The organism is Bordetella tumbae (assembly GCF_054780995.1).
On sequence record NZ_BAAGVG010000018.1, the window covers coordinates 1,013,945 to 1,031,065 of the forward strand.

The window sequence follows — 17,121 nt, forward strand, 5'->3', positions numbered from 1 at the left end:
GTTATCTTAGCTAACTTTGACGAATCGCCTCGCCTGTCAGCCGCCGCAAGTTCCGATAGGCTTCCGGTAGCCATCAGCCTCTGTTTCCCTCTATGCCGCAATCTGTTCATCATTCGCCGTCCGCCGCGCCAGATCGCGTCCTTTTCCACAATACCAGCGACACGGTCCCTGTACTGCGGTTACGTGGGTTGCATAACTCACGGCTGGCGCCGGTCACGCTTGATATCCCTGCCGGGGAGTGTGTCGCCATCGTCGGCCCTTCCGGCTCTGGCAAATCGTTGCTGCTGCGCCAAATCGCCGACCTGGACCCAGGGCAGGGGTCTGCCGAACTCGATGGCCGCGATCGCATGCAGATGAGAGGTTATGAGTGGCGGCGTCAGGTGGTGTATTGCCAGGCCGAGGCGGGTTGGTGGGATGATGCCGTCACAGCGCATTTTGCGGATCTGGACGCCGCACGGGTCATCGCGCAGCGATTGGGCTTGCCTGCTGCCAAGCTCGATGCGCAGGTGCTGGAATTGTCGACGGGCGAGCGGCAACGGTTGGGGTTGGTACGGGCTCTGTTATTGAAGCCACGCGTGTTGTTGCTGGATGAGCCCACGGCAGCCCTGGATGAGCAGGCGACCGCGTTGGTTGAGCAAGAGTGGCAACGCGGTATGCAGCAGGGTTCGAGTATTGTGCTGGTGACGCATAACCAGGAACAGGCCCATCGTATGGGGCATCGGGGGTTCCGCATGGAAGCAGGCAGGCTGGAGGCTCTATGGACGTGATTCCTTTGCACGCATCGGACTTGATAATCGCGTCCTGTCTGGTCGTCTTGTGCGCGGGCGTATCGTTCGTACTACGACTGAATTTGCAGCGGCAGATTCTCTGGGCGGCGATTCGTACCGTATTGCAGTTGCTGCTGGTGGGGCATTTGTTGCGTGTAGTCTTCACGCATGCCAATCCCTGGCTGACGCTATTGATTATTGCCGTGATGATGGCCCTGGCGATCCGTGAGGTAGCGGCGCGTCCCAAGGCTCGTTTGATACAGCATGGCAACCTCGTCATCAGCGCCGTCGCGGTAACCGCAGCGACGTTGATCTGCGTGTTTTTCATCACGAATACGGCGGTGCAGCCGACGCCGTGGTATGACCCGCGTTATGTGGTGGCGCTGGTGGGGATTGTGCTGGGCAGTGCGTTGAACGCGGCCAGCCTGGCGCTGGATGCCGTCTTGTCCGGCGTGAGACGGGAGCGCTTGGCGATCGAGGCCCGACTGTCGTTGGGGGCGACGGTGCGCCAGGCATTTTCCACCTTGCTGCGCGAGTCCGTACGCCGCGGCATCGTGCCCAGCATCAACCAGATGGCCGCCGCGGGGATTATCACGCTGCCCGGCATCATGACCGGCCAGATCCTGGCGGGCATGGATCCGACGGACGCGGCCAAATACCAGATTTTGTTGATGTTTCTCCTTTGCGGCGCAAGCAGCATGGCCGCCATGGGGGCGGCCTATGGAGCAGTGCATCGGTTGACGGACGAACGCGGGCGCTTGCGTCTGGACCGGTTTCGAGAAGAGAGCTGACCCGGCGTTTAGGTATTTGTTATCAACCTCGCGTCATAATGCGCGCATCCATTGTGCAGGCGCCGTTCTCTGTGAAATCCGAGGGCGTGCCAATTTTGCGTCCCTATCATGCAAATTGAGAATGTCGATGTGGAGCCCAGGCCGAGCGCATGGAGCTTGTTCCTGATCTTTTCCCGTATCGGACTGTCGAGTTTTGGCGGCGGGTTGAGTGGTTGGTTTTACCGCGAGTTCGTCCAGGACCGGAAATGGATGAGCGAAGAGGATTTCCTCAACGGTCTGGCGTTGTCTCAGGCGCTGCCGGGCGTCAATGTCAAGAATATGGCGATCTGGATCGGCTACCGGCTGGCCGGCGCGCGGGGGGCAGTCGCGGGGTTTATGGGGATTATTGTTCCTCCGGCGATCTTCATCATCCTGCTGGCGACGGTGTTTGCCGCGCTGACTGAGTACTCTATTACCAACATTGCCTTGGCGGGCGCTGCGGCCGCCGCGATTGGCTTGTCCGCAAGTATGGCGATCACGACAGCGATCCGGGTGCCGAGGCGAGTGTTGCCTTGGATTTTCGTGGTGACCACATTTGTCGCAGTGGGCGTACTGCAATGGCCGCTGCTGTGGGTGGTGCTGGGCGAAGGTGTCCTGAGTGTCGGTATCGAATATGTCCGCCTGCTGAAAAAGGAGGCCTGATATGGGCAATATCCTGTGGACACTCTGGGGAGTCTTCGCGCCGCTTTCGCTGGTGACGATTGGAGGCGGACAGGCGACTGTAGCCGAGATTCATCGGCAAGTGGTGGATGTACAGCAGTGGATGACGGCGCAGGAGTTTTTGAATACCTTTGCGATCGCACGGCTCGCGCCTGGGCCAGGATCGTTGCTGGTGACCTTGATCGGTTGGGACGTTGGTGGTCTTTGGGGCGCGGTAGTCGCTACCATCGCGATTTTCGGGCCCACGGCGTTTCTGATTTATGCCGTGGCGTATGTCTGGCGGCGCCACCAGGGCGCGCGCTGGCAGTTGGCGCTGGAGGCGGGGCTGCGGCCCATCGCGGCCGGAATGATTTTGGCGGCAGTGTATGTGCTGTTCATGTCGCTGGAAGGCGGATGGTGGGCACGTGCAATTGCCGTGATTGCGACAGTGTTGATGATGCGAACACGATTGAATCCGCTGTTATTGATCGCCTGCGGCGCTGGCGTGTTGAGCGTGGTGCATGTTGCCGGATGGGTATAGGTGTAGAAAGCAGGGCGGCGTGAGGCGACTAGCGCCCATGTTACTGGCGGCTAGTCGAACTTCGCATCATTCACGGTCGGCTGTGCCAACGCTCAAGCCGCCTGGCTCAGGCGACGGCCGACCACAGCGCGGTGCTCGGGCCGATGTAACCCAAGGTGATCGCGCAGGGTGTGTCCTTGATATTCCGTGCGCACCAGTCCCCGGCGGCGTAGTTCTGGCAAGGCGAGATCAATAAAGTCGTTCAGTCCGCCGGGCAACCATGGAGACATGATATTGAAACCGTCGGCGCCTTCTTCTTCGAACCATTGCTGTAATTGGTCGGCCACGCTTTGCGGAGTTCCGACAATCTGCTGGTGTCCGCGTGCGCCGGCAATGCGTAGATAAAGGTCGCGGATGCTGAGGTTTTCCCGGCGAGCGAGATCGATCAGTAACTGCTGGCGGCTTTTCCCGCCATTGGTTTCAGGCAGATCTGGCAAAGGGCCATCCACCGGATAGGCAGATAGATCGAAACCGCCGATCATATTCGAGAGCAGTTGCACACCTACGATGGGATGGATCAGGTCTTGCAGCCGGGCGAATTTTTCCTCGGCCTCGGCTTGTGTGCGGCCTATGACCGGGAAAATGCCCGGCATGATCTTGATCTGATCGGGGTCGCGGCCGTAGTCGCTTGCGCGTTGCTTGATGTCGCGATAGAACGACTGGGCCTCGTCGAAGGTCTGGTGCGCGACGAAGATCACCTCTGCGGTGCGAGCGGCCAGATCCCGGCCGGCAGGCGAGGCGCCTGCTTGCACGACGACGGGGCGGCCTTGCGGAGAGCGTGCCACGTTCAGCGGGCCGCGCACACGAAAGTGTTCGCCGCGGTGATTCAAAGGGTGCAGCTTCTCCGGCTCGAAATAGACGCCGCTTTCCGTGTCACGCACAAAGGCATCGTCTTCCCAACTGTCCCACAGGCCGAGTACGACATCGTGGAACTCGGCTGCGCGGGCATAGCGCTGGGCATGATCGACGTGAGCGTCGAGGTTGAAGTTCTGCGCTTCGCCTTCACCGCTGGAGGTGACGAGGTTCCAGCCTGATCGGCCGCCACTGATCTGATCCAGCGATGCAAATTTGCGTGCGACATGATAGGGCTCGTTATACGTCGTCGAGACGGTCGCGATCAGGCCGATATGTTCAGTCACGGCGGCCAGCGCCGATAGCAGCGTCAGTGGTTCGAAATGATCGCTGCGCGCGGTACGCGACAATGAGTCGATGTTGCGATTGCGTACGCCAACGGAATCTGCAAGGAACACCGCATCGAATTTCGCGGCCTCGGCACGGCGCGCGAGCTCGACGTAATGTTTGAAATTGACGCCCGCATCTGCTTGGGCATCCGGGTGGCGCCAGGCGGCGATATGGTGCCCGGTCTGCATGAGAAATGCGCCGAGCTTGATTTGCCGGGGAGAGGTGGTCACGGTCGTGGCTCCGTATGGGTGTATGTCGTGGGACTAAGGAGAGATCACCAAGCCATTTGCAGTGAGGCTAAAGAGGGAATGGGGCGCAAGTAGAGATCAGTCTGTTCAGCGGGGACGCTGTCGGCCTCTGCCGGCGCGCCGTCGGGGGCGAGAAAATCCGAAAGAACGTCATCGCGGATGCGGATGAATCGAGGATCACTGCGGTTGCGCGGATGGGCAAGCGGCACGGGAACGATGCGGTGGATGCGGCCCGGATGAGGTTGCATGATCACGACGCGATCGCCCAGAAAGACGGCTTCTTCGACATCGTGGGTGACGAGGATCATCGTGATGCGTTCTTTTTCCCAGATGCGTTGCAGCTCGGTTTGCAGACGCGCGCGTGTCAAGGCATCGAGCGCACCAAACGGCTCGTCCAGCAGCAGCACGCGCGGCCGATTGACGAGCCCGCGCGCAATGGCGACGCGTTGCGCCATGCCTCCCGAGATCTGGTGAGGATAGGATTGCTCGAAACCTTCCAGGCCCACCAGCGCGACGTGCTCGGCCACCAGATCGCGTTTCTGTGCCGCGGTATGTGGGGAATTACGCAGCCCCACGGCGATGTTCTGTTCGACGGTGAGCCAGGGAAAGAGGCGATGATCCTGAAAGACGATGCCGCGTTCGCGTCCGGTGCCTTGCACGGGTGTGCCGCCTAGCGTGATGTGGCCATCGTAGTGATCTTCCAGCCCGAGTATCAGGCGCAGGAGCGTGGATTTTCCGCAGCCGCTGGCGCCGACGACGGCGACGAATTCTCCTGAGCGGACGTTCAGGTCAATCCCATGCAGGACTTGCAGTACGCCGCCCGCGGCTTGTGCGCTGGCGTAGCGTTTTCCTACTCCATGCAGGTCCAGATCGAGTTCCAACGTTGCAGATTCGGTCATATACGTTCCTGTGGTTATTGCGCGGCACCGCGCAGGTGCGCGAGACGGCGCTCGACGTGGCGGGCCAGGGCGTTCATCAGCCAACCGACCAAGCCCACGACGAACATGCCGAAGATCACCAGATCCATCTGGAAATGCTCGCTGCCTTCGATCAGCAGGTTGCCGATGCCGACACCCGCGACCAGCAGATATTCCGCGCCGATGGTGGCTAACCACGAATAGATCAAGGCGAGATAAACACCGGTGAAGATCGCGGGTGTGGCGGCAGGCAGTACGACGTGAAAGAACGTTTGTACGGGTGTATAGCGATAGACTTTGGCGACTTCGAGCAAGGGTTTTGGCGTGCTGCGGATGCCGTCGCAAGTGTTCACGACGACCGGCACCAACGCCGCCAATGAGAGAAAGACGACTTTGGCGGTGTCACCCAATCCGAACCACACCGAGATCAAGGGGATCCAGGCAAAGAGCGATATCTGCTTAAAGGTATTGAAGCTCGGCCCAACTAATCTATTGAACCAACGAGAGACGCCAAGCAGTGCGCCGAGCAGCAGGCCCGCCGATGTGCCGATGACAAAGCCCGTGAGTTCTCGTGTCAGGCTGGCGCCGAGTGCACGCCAGAGCTTGCCTGTGGTGATCTGGTCAGCGGCCGTGGCCAGGACTTTTCCTGGAGACACAAGCAGGGCCGAGTTGACGAGATCGGCGCGGGACAACGCCCACCACAGCAAGATGGCAGCGACTGGCAATACCAGGCCTCGCCAGCGACGCGTATCGCCATTGTCGTCAAGCGGAACAGGAGTGGCGCCGTTGGTGTTTGTCGCAGCGTTGCTCATGGCGCTTCTCCTTGGGTGCCCAGCCGCGACGCGGCGCGGGCGCCGATGAAACGCGCTTCTGACCAGTCGAGCAGACGATCAATGAGGTAGCCAATGGCACCTACCACAATGACTGCGGCCATGACGAGGTCCAGCTGGAACAGCTGGCGGCCATAGACGATGAGATAGCCCAGGCCTTCACTGGAGGCGACCAGTTCGACGACGACCAACGACAGCCAGGCCTTGGTGAAACCGAGCCGCAGACCGGTGAAGATGGTGGGAGTGGCCAGCGGCAGGACGACCTCCAGCACCTCCTGCCGCCGTGTGTAGCGGTATACATGGGCGACCTCGCGCAGTGCGGGACTGGCAAGCCGGAATCCCTGCAAGGTATTGAGCGTGACGGGGACCAATGCCGCCTTGGCAATGAGGATGTATTTCAGCGGTTCACCGATGCCGACCAGCAATAGCACAAACGGCAGCCAGGCCAGCACTGGAATTTGCACCAGCGCATTGAATGTCGGTAGCAGATAGGCTTGCAGCGGACGCCACAGGCCCATGGCCGTTCCCAGTGTCAACCCAAGCAGGCTGCCGACGGCAAAGCCAACCAAGACACGCAGCAGGCTCGCCTTCACGTTCAGCCACAAGTCTCCGCTGGTGGTCAGATCGCTGAGGGTTTCCCACACATACGAAGGGGGAGGCAGGACTTGGGGCGAGATCCAGCCTTGCTCTGCACCCAAGTGCCATAGGGCATAGAGAGACAGTGGTAATAACCACGGGGCAATAAACCAGATCGCCGCACGTGTATTCCAGGCAGGCGCGTGCGCTGACGCGAGATGGCGTCTGGGCAAGGTCAGGATGCTCATGGCACGTCTCCTAGCGAGCGCTGACCTGATTCGGTGCGGCCGTCGCTATGGTTTTGCCGCTGGCATCGGAGTACGCCCAGTATTGGTCCAGGCCCTTGTTCTTGAGGGCCTGTTCCAGATAACGGGTGTCGAACCAGTCATCGACCGAGACCTCCCGGCGGATCAGCTTCAGCTTGAGTGCATCGGCGGCAACCGCCTTGTAACGCGCGATGATGAAGTCATCGACGATGGGCGAATTGCGAGAGGCCAGGCTTTGCTGGTCGAACTCGGCGGCCCAGGATGTATAGGGCACACCGCTTTTCTCCCAAATTTTGAAAAGCGCGTCGCGATTTTTTTCGTCCGATGCCCAATGAGCGGCGTCGACGAAGACATCGACAACTTTCTGTACCTGCGCGGGGTTGTCGGTTGCGAAGTCCTCGCGTACGAGTAACGAGGCTTGGCGTGTATAGGCTGGGTCTTGCCCGCGTGTGGAGTAGATGATTTTCGCCAGGCCCTGGTCGCGAATCTTGAACCACTCGTAACCGCCAAAGGCGGCATCAACGCCATTGGATACCAAGGCGGCCTGAGCACTGCCGGAATCAAGATTGACGCCCTTGAGATCGCGCTCGGTCAGGCCATGCGCGGCAAGCACGTTGTTGGCGACCAGATGCCCATTGGTGCCGCGAAAGATCGAGACGCGCTCGCCTTTCAGGTCTTCGATGCTATCCAGTTTGGAGTTTGGCGGCACGACGACATAGAGATTATTGCGTGCGCCTGAGACCAATAGGATTTTGGTCTTCAGTCCATTGGCACGGCCGACTGTGGAAGGCAGGTCGCCTTGATAGGCAAAGTCGATTTGCTTGTTCGAGAGTGCTTCGTTGACGGCGGGGCCGGCGCCTTTGAAGAACAACCATTCGACTTTGACGCCGTCGGCCTGGAATGCCTTTTCCAATGCTTGGTTGGCACGGACAACACCACCGGGCGAGCCGCCCCAGGTGATGGGATCGCCGCCGCCGGCGGTCGCGACGCCGATGCGGATAACGTCGGCGGCATGTGCGCTGGCGGCAGCGCTGGTCAGCGTCAGCGCCAGCGCTGCGCGCGCTACCAGGGTGGACAGAAAATTCATCAGATACTCCAGAAATCCCCGGTGGTCACACCGGGGAGAATAGACATGACATCAAGCCGCGCGGGCTTGCGAGGTCGAGGTCAGTTTGCGGTCGACTTCAGTCCCGGCAAAGAATGCCGGGTTGGCTTCGGTATAGAACCGGTAGGGATTGCCGAAAACGAAGGCTTTGAAATTGGCTTCGCTCAAGACACCTTGTTCGACCAGATCCCAGCTTTCTGCCAAGGGCTCGGTCAGGTCCGGAACATCCCAATGCCCCACGTCGGAGGACCAGATCGCATTGATCTTGGCGCCAAGCGGATGAACTTTTTCGTTGAAGGCGGAGGCCACCGTACGATCGTCTGCTTCTGAGCCGAAGTAGAAACTGTTGACCCAGCGATCGCGTATGTCTTCGATTTTCTCTATGCCTGCCAATGCGAAGTCATCGAGTTCGTCGGGCTGGGGCTCACGGCTATGGGGCAGGGCCGAAATGCCCAGGCTGTCACGCAATAGCTGCGACGGATCGATGTCCCGGCCGCGGATGAAGTCTGCGCCGTAGCGTTCGAACAAGTCTTTCAGCAGGTCGAGATCAGCATTAGCGGGGTTGTAGTTCTGAACCTCGTGCCGATTACGTTTTTCCCACCGGTCGACCAGGTGCGTGTAGACATGTGATCCCCAATCTGCGCCACCCTCCAGCAGCGCGACGCGCAAGCCTGGAAAACGTCGCGTCACGCCGCCGAAGAACAGGGCCTTTGCAAATGCCTGAGAGCCATCGGCAAAATGGCCGATGTGATTGAACATGTAGTTGCTGATCGAATGCCGTCCCGTCCAGCCCTGACTGCCATAGTGTGTCGTGACCGGGACGCCGAGCTCGACGACCTTGGCCCAGAACGGATCGTAGTCGTACTCGCTGTCGATGCCGTAGAAATCAATATAGTGGGCATGCTTGGCAATATCGGGAAACTGCTCGGCGGGGTATTTTTCGGCAATTGCCTTGATCGGACGTCGCACGCCACCGGCGATGTTGATGACCTTGAGTCCCAATGTCTTGACGGCGAACTCCAGTTCTTCAATGCCTTCTTGGGGGGTATTGAGCGGGATTCCGGCTACAGGGGTCAGCCGATCACTGTATTTGCGGTATTGATCGGCATGGAAGTGATTGATGGCACGATGCAGTGCCTGGCGAGTGTCATCGCGGGCCGCCAGCGGGGCCAGCACGTCGTTGGGGAACAACACGGAGTAGTCGGCACCCTGTTCCGCGAGACGTTCGTAGAGTAATTCCGGCAGCGTGTATGTGGCGAGGTCCAGTGTGTTGCGCGTGACGCGTGCCCACCATGGTGAGCGCAACGTGCGGTGGTATTGACGTTCCTCCGCGGTCTGGGCATACCAGTCGCGCCCATTGCTTTTGGTGGCAAAGCGCGACCCCAATGCACGCCGCAACGAGTCGACGAGTTTGGCGCCGCCGTAGTGTTGAACATAGTCTTCGAGAATCGGCGCATAGTCGTTGACATGCACATCGGTGTCTATCACCGGGTAATCCAGCGTGGCTTTGACGGCTGCCGAGCGGGACGCGTGAATACGGTTCAAGCGATCATTCATGGGGCATCTCCGAAACGAGGTGAACGCAGCTAATGCGGACACGTCTGGCCCTTGTGCCGGAGACAAAGGCGTCGACGCATGCGCGATGCATAGCTCAAAACTCTACGGGCAGGCGTCGGGATGCCAAACGAAGATTTCGTTCTAATCTACTGCTTATGAGCAAATGCCGTGCGAAGGGGATACGGCCAGAGTAGAAAACCTGCGAAGGCTGAACGATTGCGCAGGCTAAGGACGGCGTGTCGGAAGATAAGCGCCTGAATGATGCAATTGGCCTTCGGCGTGCTCGATGGCTTTGATCGCGCCTTTGCCTTTCTTGGCGAGCAGTTGTTCGAGCAGGGCTTCGGTCAAAGCGGTAGCCGCGGTTGTGGACGGAAAAAACGATGGACTGTCCGTAGAGAACACAAGCGTGCAATCCGCATCCAGCGCGATAGGAGAGACCTTGCTGTCGGTCAGCGCCACGATCTTGCAACCTGCTGCACGAGCGGTGCGCGCAATTTGGCTGATTTCTTGTGAATACGGGGCGAAGCTGATCAGGACCATGGCATCGTTGGCGGTAAGCAAACGGAGTTCTAGTTCAAGCGTGCCGGCGTCGCTGCGGATGAGAAATGTGCTGCCGCGAAACAGTCGATAGACATAGTGAAAGCCGAATGCGATGGGATAGCTCGCACGAAAACCTGCGATATACACGTTTGTGGCGCGAGTCAGCAGCTCGGTGGCAACGGGCAGGGTCTCTGTGTTCTGGGCGCTGGTGCGCTCGAGATTTCGGAATTGTGTTGCCAGTATCTCGGCCTGCAGCCGCGCTGCTTTGCCAGTGCCGATGATTTTGCGGGCGCGCTGGGCATAAGGCTGAGAGCTGCTGTGAAAGGCGTCGACAAAAACCTCGCGCAGGTCTTGCCAGCCCGAATAGCCCAGATGCTGAGCCAGCCGCACGAGCGTAGCAGGCTGCACCCGGGCATCAGCAGCGATCTTGCGCATTGACAAGACAGGGACGTTGGTCGGCTGATTGAGCAGATAACGTGCCGCATTTTGAAATTGCGGAGTGAGCGCGGAGAACACCTGCCGCAAATGATCAATCAGTTGATCCAGCGATTCGGGTGGGGATGGGCTGTCGGAGCGCATAGATGGGATGCCGTTGGGGTGAAACGATTGTTGCATAAATGCCGCACCGTTGCATCCAGGCATGTGTGATCTGACCGCGATACGCTGGGCTGGTAAAGATGATGATTCATTTGTTCCTTGTATCTGGGTTTATGAAACAAGTGTTGCTTTGAGGAAAAAGAATTCATATACTGGCTGAAGGATGCTGTCCCGGCCCATCGCGCGTAGCAATAAATATCATCCGCTACCGCTTTCATACAAAGAGATCCGACCATGACGCACGTTTTCCATCGTCAGCCCAAGCAGAAACTCCCTGTCGCTGTTGCCGGAAAAGGGATAGAACTGTTCGATCAGGACGGCAAAAGCTATATCGACGCATCGGGTGGAGCGGCGGTGTCTTGCCTCGGACATGGCCACCCTGTTGTGATCGATGCGATCAAGCAGCAGGTGGAGTCGCTGGCCTACGCGCATACGTCGTTCTTTACGACCGAGGTGGCGGAGACGCTGGCCGACAGATTAGCCCAATCGGCGCCGGGGGATTTGAATCATGTGTACTTTGTCTCGGGAGGCTCGGAGGCGGTCGAGGCAGCCCTGAAGCTCGCGCGGCAATACTTTGTGGAAATTGGCCAGCCATCGCGCCGTCATTTCATTGCGCGGCGTCAGAGCTATCACGGCAATACGCTGGGGGCGTTGGCGATTGGCGGTAATGCCTGGCGGCGCGAGCCGTTTTTGCCATTGCTGGTGCCGGCGCATCATGTGTCGCCTTGCTATCCCTACCGCGAACGCCGGGAGGGTGAAAGCGACGTGCAATACGCGCAGCGGCTGGCCGATGAGCTGGAGGCCAAGATCCTGGAGCTGGGGTCGGATACGGTGGCGGCCTTTGTGGCTGAGACAGTGGTGGGGGCTACCGCGGGTGCGTTGGCGCCGGTAGGGGACTATCTCAAACGTATTCGGGCGGTGTGCGATAAATACGGCGTATTGCTGATCCTGGATGAAGTGATGTCCGGGATGGGGCGTACGGGATATCTGTTTGCCTGCGAAGAAGATGGTGTCGTGCCGGATCTGATCACCATTGCCAAGGGGCTGGGCGCCGGGTATCAGCCAATTGGCGCGACCTTATGTACTGACCGTATTTATGATGCCATTGTGGGCGGCAGCGGTTTCTTTCAGCATGGACACACCTATATCGGTCACGCGACGGCATGTGCCGCATCGCTGGCAGTGCAGCGTGTGATTCAAGAAGACAATCTCCTGGCCAACGTCCTGGCTCGAGGCGAACAATTGCGTGCCGGGCTCAAGGCCACGCTGGCAGATCATCCGAATGTCGGAGACGTGCGGGGGCGGGGTTTGTTTGTGGGCGTCGAGTTTGTGGCTGACCGCAATAGCAAAGAGACGCTGGACCCTGCTCAAAAGACCCATGCCAGACTCAAGGCGACGGCCAAGCAGAATGGCCTGCTGGTGTATCCCATGGGCGGGACGGTGGATGGGGTTCGAGGTGACCATGCACTGTTGGCGCCGCCGTTTATCTGCACGCCGGCAGATATCGACAGGATCATTGACCGGTTTGCGCAGTCAGTGCGCGAAGTCTTGCCAGTGACGTGACACCTGGGCTGCGTATGGCGAGTGAGCTCGCGGATGCATTGAGAGGGTGCATCCGCAGGCGGCGTTGGAGGGATGCAGGCCAGGCTTTCGGGCGGTCGAGTATGCTGTCGCCATGATGAGAAATTTTCGATCTGCCGGTGTGTTTGTGCTGCTGATGGCAGCGACGCTGCCGGTCATGGCCCAAGAGCAAGAATTCGACCGCTATGGTCACGCGTTGATCCAGGACGAGCACGGCTGGGTCTATGTCGATCGGGATCAGCGTCCCGTGTTGCGGCCGTTTATCTTTGATAACGGCCCGGACTACTACGAAGAAGGGCTGGCCCGTTTTGTCGAGAACGGCAAAATGGGTTTTCATAACCGTGCTTTGCACGTGGTAGTTCCCGCGGTATACGACTTTGCCTTTCCATTTGAAAATGGAACGGCCCAGGCAGGGACCAACTGCACTTTTCAGCGCGAGGCTGAGCACTCGAGCGTATCTTGCCAGCAATGGAAAACAGTTCGCAATCCGATGCGCGGCGCGGGCGCCAGATAGCGGGCTCAACGTCCGTGCAGCCCTTGGCACGCGTGGGCGCGATGGACGCACAGCGCCGGATTGCTGCGTTGCACGAATCCTTGATTTGATAGCCAACCCGAGTACACTCGGCAGACATCTCTCGTAGTGCGTGTCTTTGCCGAACAAGGAGCTCGTATGGCTAGTCTGACGATCAATGGCAAATCCCAAGAGGTAGACGTTCCCGATGATATGCCGTTGCTATGGGTGATACGTGACCGGCTGGGAATGACCGGCACGAAATTTGGGTGTGGCATGGCCATGTGCGGCGCCTGTACGGTGCATCTGGACGGTCAACCGATACGCTCCTGTATCACGCCGGTCGCCGCTGCGGCCGGCAAGCCGATCACGACCATCGAGGCAATAGGCGATGACGCCGTCGGCAAAGCTGTCAAAGAAGCCTGGGTAGAGATCGGCGTGCCCCAATGCGGATACTGTCAGTCGGGCCAGATCATGTCGGCGACCGCGCTGATCAAAGGCAACCCGAAACCTACCGATGAGGACATCGACGCGGCCATGAGCGGCAATATCTGCCGCTGCGGCACCTATCCGCGCATCCGGGCTGCGATCAAGGAAGTGGCCATCAAACAGGTCGCCAGCACAGGAGCCGCGAAATGAACCATTTTGCTCATTTGATGACGCAGCCGTCCGGAGCGATGGCTGATATGGCTCGTGCGGATCAACTGGCCTCGCCGGGCCGGCGCGATTGGATGAAAGCGGCAGGCGCGTTGACCGGTCTGGTGCTGATGGTGGGCGCGGGCGGCATGGTGCGTGCTGCAGAGGCCGCTAAAGAAGAAAAGAAGTACGGCGCCGACGGCATGCCACATGGTACGGTGGACGATCCTCTGGTGTTCGTATCGATCGGCAAGGATGGCATTGTCACGATCATCGCGCATCGCGCCGAGATGGGTACGGGGGTACGGACGGGTTTGCCGATGGTGGTGGCCGACGAGCTTGAGGCCGACTGGAGCAAAGTCCGTGTGATCCAGGCGCCAGGCGATGAGCCGCGCTATGGCAATCAGGACACGGATGGTTCGCGCAGTACGCGGCATTTCTTTCAGCCCATGCGGCGTGTCGGTGCGTCAGCGCGAGCGATGTTGGAAATCGCGGCAGCCAAGCAATGGAATGTGCCTGTGACCGAGGTCGTGGCGCGCAATCACGAAGTCCTGCACGAAGCCTCCGGACGCAAGCTCGGTTATGGAGAGCTCGCCGAGGCAGCCGCTGCGCTGCCGGTACCGGCCACCGACGCATTGCGGTTGAAAAAGCCAGAGCAGTTCCGCTATATCGGCAAGCAAAGCACGCGCAGCGTCGATATTCAGGACGTGGTGTCCGGCACGACGCATTTTGGTATCGATACCCGCCTGGATGGCATGCTGTATGCCGCGGTCGCGCGGCCGGCGGTACTGGGCGGCAAGGTCAAGAGCTATAAGGCCGATGCCGCCTTGAAAGTGCCGGGGGTGCTCAAGGTCGTGGAGATTCCTGCGGGTCCGATGCCGCCGGTGTTTGCCGCGTTGGGTGGCGTGGCGGTTGTTGCGGCCGATACGTGGGCGGCGATGAAAGGGCGTAATGCCCTGGAAATCGAGTGGGATGATGGCCCTAACGCGAGCTACGATTCAGAGGCGTTTCGCAAGACCCTGAGCGAGGGGGCGAATAAACCGGCCCCGGCGGTGCGCAATGATGGCGATGCGATGAAAGCCCTGGAGGGCGCAGCACAACGCATTCAAGCGGAATATTACCTGCCTCATTTGGCGCATGCGACCATGGAGCCTCCTGCGGCGACGGCGCGTGTGGCCGATGGCAAGTGCGAGGTCTGGGCCTGTGTGCAGTCGCCATACGGCACGCGCGAGAACGTGGCCAAGCAGCTGGGGTTGGATATCTCGGCCGTCACGGTTCATCAAACACTGTTGGGCGGCGGTTTTGGCCGCAAGTCCAAGTCGGATTACGCCGTCGAAGCGGCGTTGTTATCGCGTGCCATGGACGGCAAACCGGTCAAAGTCACCTGGTCGCGCGAGGATGACATCACCAATGATTATTTCCATACCGTATCGGTCGAACGCCTGGAGGCTGGGGTCGATGCCAACGGCAAGGCCGTCGCATGGCTGCATCGCACTGCCGCGCCGACCATAGGTTCGACCTTTGTCGCGAATGCGCAGGGCCAGCAGCCTTTCGAGCTGGGTATGTCGGCCGTGAATATTCCGTTTGCCATCCCGAATTTTCGGGTCGAGTCGGTGCCGGTGCCTGCCCATACGCGGATAGGCTGGTTCCGCTCCGTGTCGAATATTCCGCATGTTTTTGCGGTGCAGAGTTTCGTTGCGGAGATGGCGCATGCGCTCAAACGCGATCCGAAGGATTACTTGTTAGAGCTCATCGGGCCTGCGCGCAAGATCTCTCCGCCAGATATGTCCGACAGCTGGAATTATGGCGAATCGCCCATGATTTATCCACTGGACACAGGCCGTATGCGGCATGTGGTCGAGGTGGCTGCCAAAGCCGCGGGCTGGGGGCGCGAGCTGCCAGCCGGTCGAGGGCTGGGCTTGGCGGTGTCGTATAGCTTTGTGACCTACGTGGCCACGGTGGTAGAGGTCGAGGTCGGCAAGGACGGCAGTCTCATCGTGCATCAAGTGGACGTAGCCGTCGATTGTGGCCCGCAAGTCCATCCCGACCGGGTGCGTGCCCAGGTCGAAGGCGCATGCATCATGGGGCAAAGCCTGGCTACACGCAGTGAGATTTCGTTCGCCAAGGGCCGCACCAACCAGACGAACTTTCACCAATATGAGGTCACGCGCATGTCGGAGGCGCCGCGGGTGATCAAGGTGCATCTTGTTGAGCACGGCTTTGATGTGCCGTTGGGTGGCGTAGGCGAGCCCGCGGTGCCGCCATTTGCGCCAGCCTTGTGTAATGCGATTTTTGCCGCGACAGGCAAGCGTATTCGCAATTTGCCGATACGGGATCAGCTCAAGGCATGACGGGACAGATGCTTCGGCCCGGGCGATGTGCCCGGGCCGAAGTTCGTGTCACGATGGCTATCAGTTGACGTTAATGCCCTCGGCTTTCAGGATGGGTGTCCATTTGTTGATTTCGGATTGCACCCATTTTTTGAGGGACTCGGGCGTCTGACGGTCTTCCGAGACGATTTCCGCTCCCAGATCGGCCATCCTTGCGGTGAACTCAGGCGACTTGAGTGCGGCCTTGAGCGCTTTATTAAAGATGGCGATGTCTGCGGCAGGCGTGCCTTTCGGCGCGTAGATGCCGTGCCACACCTTCACCTCAAAGTCCTTGAGCCCTTGTTCGTTCAGGGTGGGAGCATCTGGCAGTTTAGAGATGCGGTTCAGTGTGGTGACGCCATAGAACTTCACATTGCCTGCCTGGATGTGAGGGATGGTCTGCGTGGTCTGGTCGCACAGCACGTCGACTTGTCCGCCCAGCAGGGCCGACATGGCGGGGCCGGTGCCTTGGTACGGAATGGTAGTGAATTTCACGTCCAGCGCTTGTTGCAGCAGTGAGCCGCACAGTTGCGAGACTGCACCCGGGCCGGCATTCGCCAGGTTGATTTTGTCGGCGTTGGCTTTGGCATAGGTAATGAATTCGGCCATGTTGCTGGCCGGGAAATCCTTGCGGGCCAACAAGGTCATGGGCACATCGATGACTTCGCCGACGTACTCGAAACTCGTCAGCGGATCGTATTTCAACGCGGGATAGAGCGCTGTGGCGGTGGCCATGCCATTGTGGTGGATGAAATACGTATAGCCGTCAGGCGCAGCGTTGGCGACATAGTTGGCTGCCACGGTGCCGCCCGCGCCAGTGCGGTTTTCTACGACGATGGGTTGCTTGAGTATTTTGCCGAGTTCAGCGCCGAGCGAACGGGCGACGACGTCAGTGGGCCCGCCTGCAGCAAAGGGAACGACCAGCGTGATGGGGCGGGAGGGATAGTCTGCGGCCTGTACGCTCGATGCGATGGAAAAGGACAAGGCGAGCGCCGACAAAGCAATATTTATAGGGCGATGGAAAAGCATACTGTCTCCTGTTAGGGGGCTTATGTTTTCCGAACCGCTCCAGTTCAGCAATTTGATTTTTTGGAAGCAGGGGTTTGGAGTGAGGAAAGCGGGGTAAACCCTGTTGTTGCGTCGCCGCAAAAATAAGCAAAGCTATGGCCTTAATTAGAGCCATAAAAATATTGCGGCCCTTGGGACTCTATTAAAAGAAAGAATTAAAAATAAGTGTCACAAATAAGGCTGACTCGGCACTGCAAAAACACGGTGATTTGCGGTGATGGGGGCTGTTGTGACGTGGCAGTATTGTTTCAATATATTGAAATTAGCAGTGTGGAATTTGTTCGAAGATTTTCTTATTTGTTAATGAATCGTAAGAAAAAAC

The 17,121-nt window shown here is 59.1% G+C and carries 16 protein-coding genes; 8 read left to right on the top strand and 8 right to left on the bottom strand.

Annotated elements, in window-relative coordinates; all coding sequences use genetic code 11:
• Window positions 1-92 precede the first annotated feature (92 nt).
• From ACYVI2_RS19600 to ACYVI2_RS19615, 4 genes are all read left to right on the top strand, one after another.
• Window positions 93-767: an ABC transporter ATP-binding protein gene (locus ACYVI2_RS19600; protein WP_415818391.1), complete on the top strand. Its 675-nt coding sequence runs from the start codon at window positions 93-95 to the stop codon at window positions 765-767.
• Window positions 758-1,558 (top strand): ABC transporter permease, encoded by an 801-nt coding sequence (locus tag ACYVI2_RS19605; RefSeq protein WP_415818389.1) that lies wholly within the window; start codon window positions 758-760, stop codon window positions 1,556-1,558. Before ACYVI2_RS19600 ends, ACYVI2_RS19605 begins: the two co-directional genes overlap by 10 nt.
• Window positions 1,559-1,666: 108 nt before the next feature.
• Window positions 1,667-2,239 (top strand): chromate transporter, encoded by a 573-nt coding sequence (locus ACYVI2_RS19610; RefSeq protein WP_415818387.1) that lies wholly within the window; start codon window positions 1,667-1,669, stop codon window positions 2,237-2,239.
• Window position 2,240: 1 nt separating this feature from the next.
• Window positions 2,241-2,777 carry a chromate transporter gene (locus ACYVI2_RS19615; RefSeq protein ID WP_415818385.1) on the top strand — a complete coding sequence of 179 codons (537 nt, stop codon included), beginning with the start codon at window positions 2,241-2,243 and terminating at the stop codon, window positions 2,775-2,777.
• Between the two features lie 92 nt (window positions 2,778-2,869).
• Here ACYVI2_RS19615 and ACYVI2_RS19620 read toward each other — a convergent pair whose 3' ends face one another.
• The 7 genes from ACYVI2_RS19620 to ACYVI2_RS19650 all read right to left on the bottom strand — a co-directional run bounded on the left by ACYVI2_RS19620 (window position 2,870) and on the right by ACYVI2_RS19650 (window position 10,616).
• Entirely contained in the window at window positions 2,870-4,228 is a 1,359-nt protein-coding gene (locus tag ACYVI2_RS19620; RefSeq protein ID WP_415818383.1) for an LLM class flavin-dependent oxidoreductase, read from the bottom strand.
• A gap of 44 nt (window positions 4,229-4,272) precedes the next feature.
• Window positions 4,273-5,145 (bottom strand): ABC transporter ATP-binding protein, encoded by an 873-nt coding sequence (locus ACYVI2_RS19625; RefSeq protein WP_415818381.1) that lies wholly within the window; start codon window positions 5,143-5,145, stop codon window positions 4,273-4,275.
• Window positions 5,146-5,159: 14 nt separating this feature from the next.
• Window positions 5,160-5,975 carry an ABC transporter permease gene (locus tag ACYVI2_RS19630; RefSeq protein WP_415818379.1) on the bottom strand — a complete coding sequence of 272 codons (816 nt, stop codon included), beginning with the start codon at window positions 5,973-5,975 and terminating at the stop codon, window positions 5,160-5,162.
• Entirely contained in the window at window positions 5,972-6,817 is an 846-nt protein-coding gene (locus ACYVI2_RS19635) for an ABC transporter permease (protein WP_415818377.1), read from the bottom strand. Before ACYVI2_RS19635 ends, ACYVI2_RS19630 begins: the two co-directional genes overlap by 4 nt.
• Before the next feature lie 10 nt (window positions 6,818-6,827).
• The gene (locus ACYVI2_RS19640) at window positions 6,828-7,922 is read right to left on the bottom strand and encodes an ABC transporter substrate-binding protein (protein ID WP_415818375.1); all 1,095 of its coding nucleotides are present in this window, start codon (window positions 7,920-7,922) and stop codon (window positions 6,828-6,830) included.
• A gap of 51 nt (window positions 7,923-7,973) precedes the next feature.
• Window positions 7,974-9,497: an amidohydrolase family protein gene (locus ACYVI2_RS19645; RefSeq protein WP_415818373.1), complete on the bottom strand. Its 1,524-nt coding sequence runs from the start codon at window positions 9,495-9,497 to the stop codon at window positions 7,974-7,976.
• Window positions 9,498-9,722: 225 nt separating this feature from the next.
• Window positions 9,723-10,616 carry a MurR/RpiR family transcriptional regulator gene (locus tag ACYVI2_RS19650; RefSeq protein WP_415818596.1) on the bottom strand — a complete coding sequence of 298 codons (894 nt, stop codon included), beginning with the start codon at window positions 10,614-10,616 and terminating at the stop codon, window positions 9,723-9,725.
• A 252-nt stretch (window positions 10,617-10,868) separates the two neighbouring features.
• Between ACYVI2_RS19650 and ACYVI2_RS19655 the strand changes: the two genes are divergently transcribed.
• The 4 genes from ACYVI2_RS19655 to ACYVI2_RS19670 all read left to right on the top strand — a co-directional run bounded on the left by ACYVI2_RS19655 (window position 10,869) and on the right by ACYVI2_RS19670 (window position 15,713).
• Window positions 10,869-12,197 (top strand): aspartate aminotransferase family protein, encoded by a 1,329-nt coding sequence (locus ACYVI2_RS19655; RefSeq protein ID WP_415818371.1) that lies wholly within the window; start codon window positions 10,869-10,871, stop codon window positions 12,195-12,197.
• A gap of 112 nt (window positions 12,198-12,309) precedes the next feature.
• Complete coding sequence (locus ACYVI2_RS19660) at window positions 12,310-12,729, top strand: WG repeat-containing protein (protein ID WP_415818369.1); 420 nt, start codon at window positions 12,310-12,312, stop codon at window positions 12,727-12,729.
• Window positions 12,730-12,885: 156 nt separating this feature from the next.
• A complete protein-coding gene (locus tag ACYVI2_RS19665) occupies window positions 12,886-13,365 on the top strand; it encodes a (2Fe-2S)-binding protein (protein WP_094823318.1) in 480 nt (159 codons plus the stop codon).
• Between the two features lie 17 nt (window positions 13,366-13,382).
• Entirely contained in the window at window positions 13,383-15,713 is a 2,331-nt protein-coding gene (locus tag ACYVI2_RS19670; protein WP_415818594.1) for a xanthine dehydrogenase family protein molybdopterin-binding subunit, read from the top strand.
• 60 nt (window positions 15,714-15,773) lie between these two features.
• On the opposite strand, the gene ACYVI2_RS19675 is transcribed toward ACYVI2_RS19670, so the two are convergent.
• Window positions 15,774-16,760 (bottom strand): tripartite tricarboxylate transporter substrate-binding protein, encoded by a 987-nt coding sequence (locus ACYVI2_RS19675; protein WP_415818367.1) that lies wholly within the window; start codon window positions 16,758-16,760, stop codon window positions 15,774-15,776.
• Between the last annotated feature and the right edge of the window lie 361 nt (window positions 16,761-17,121).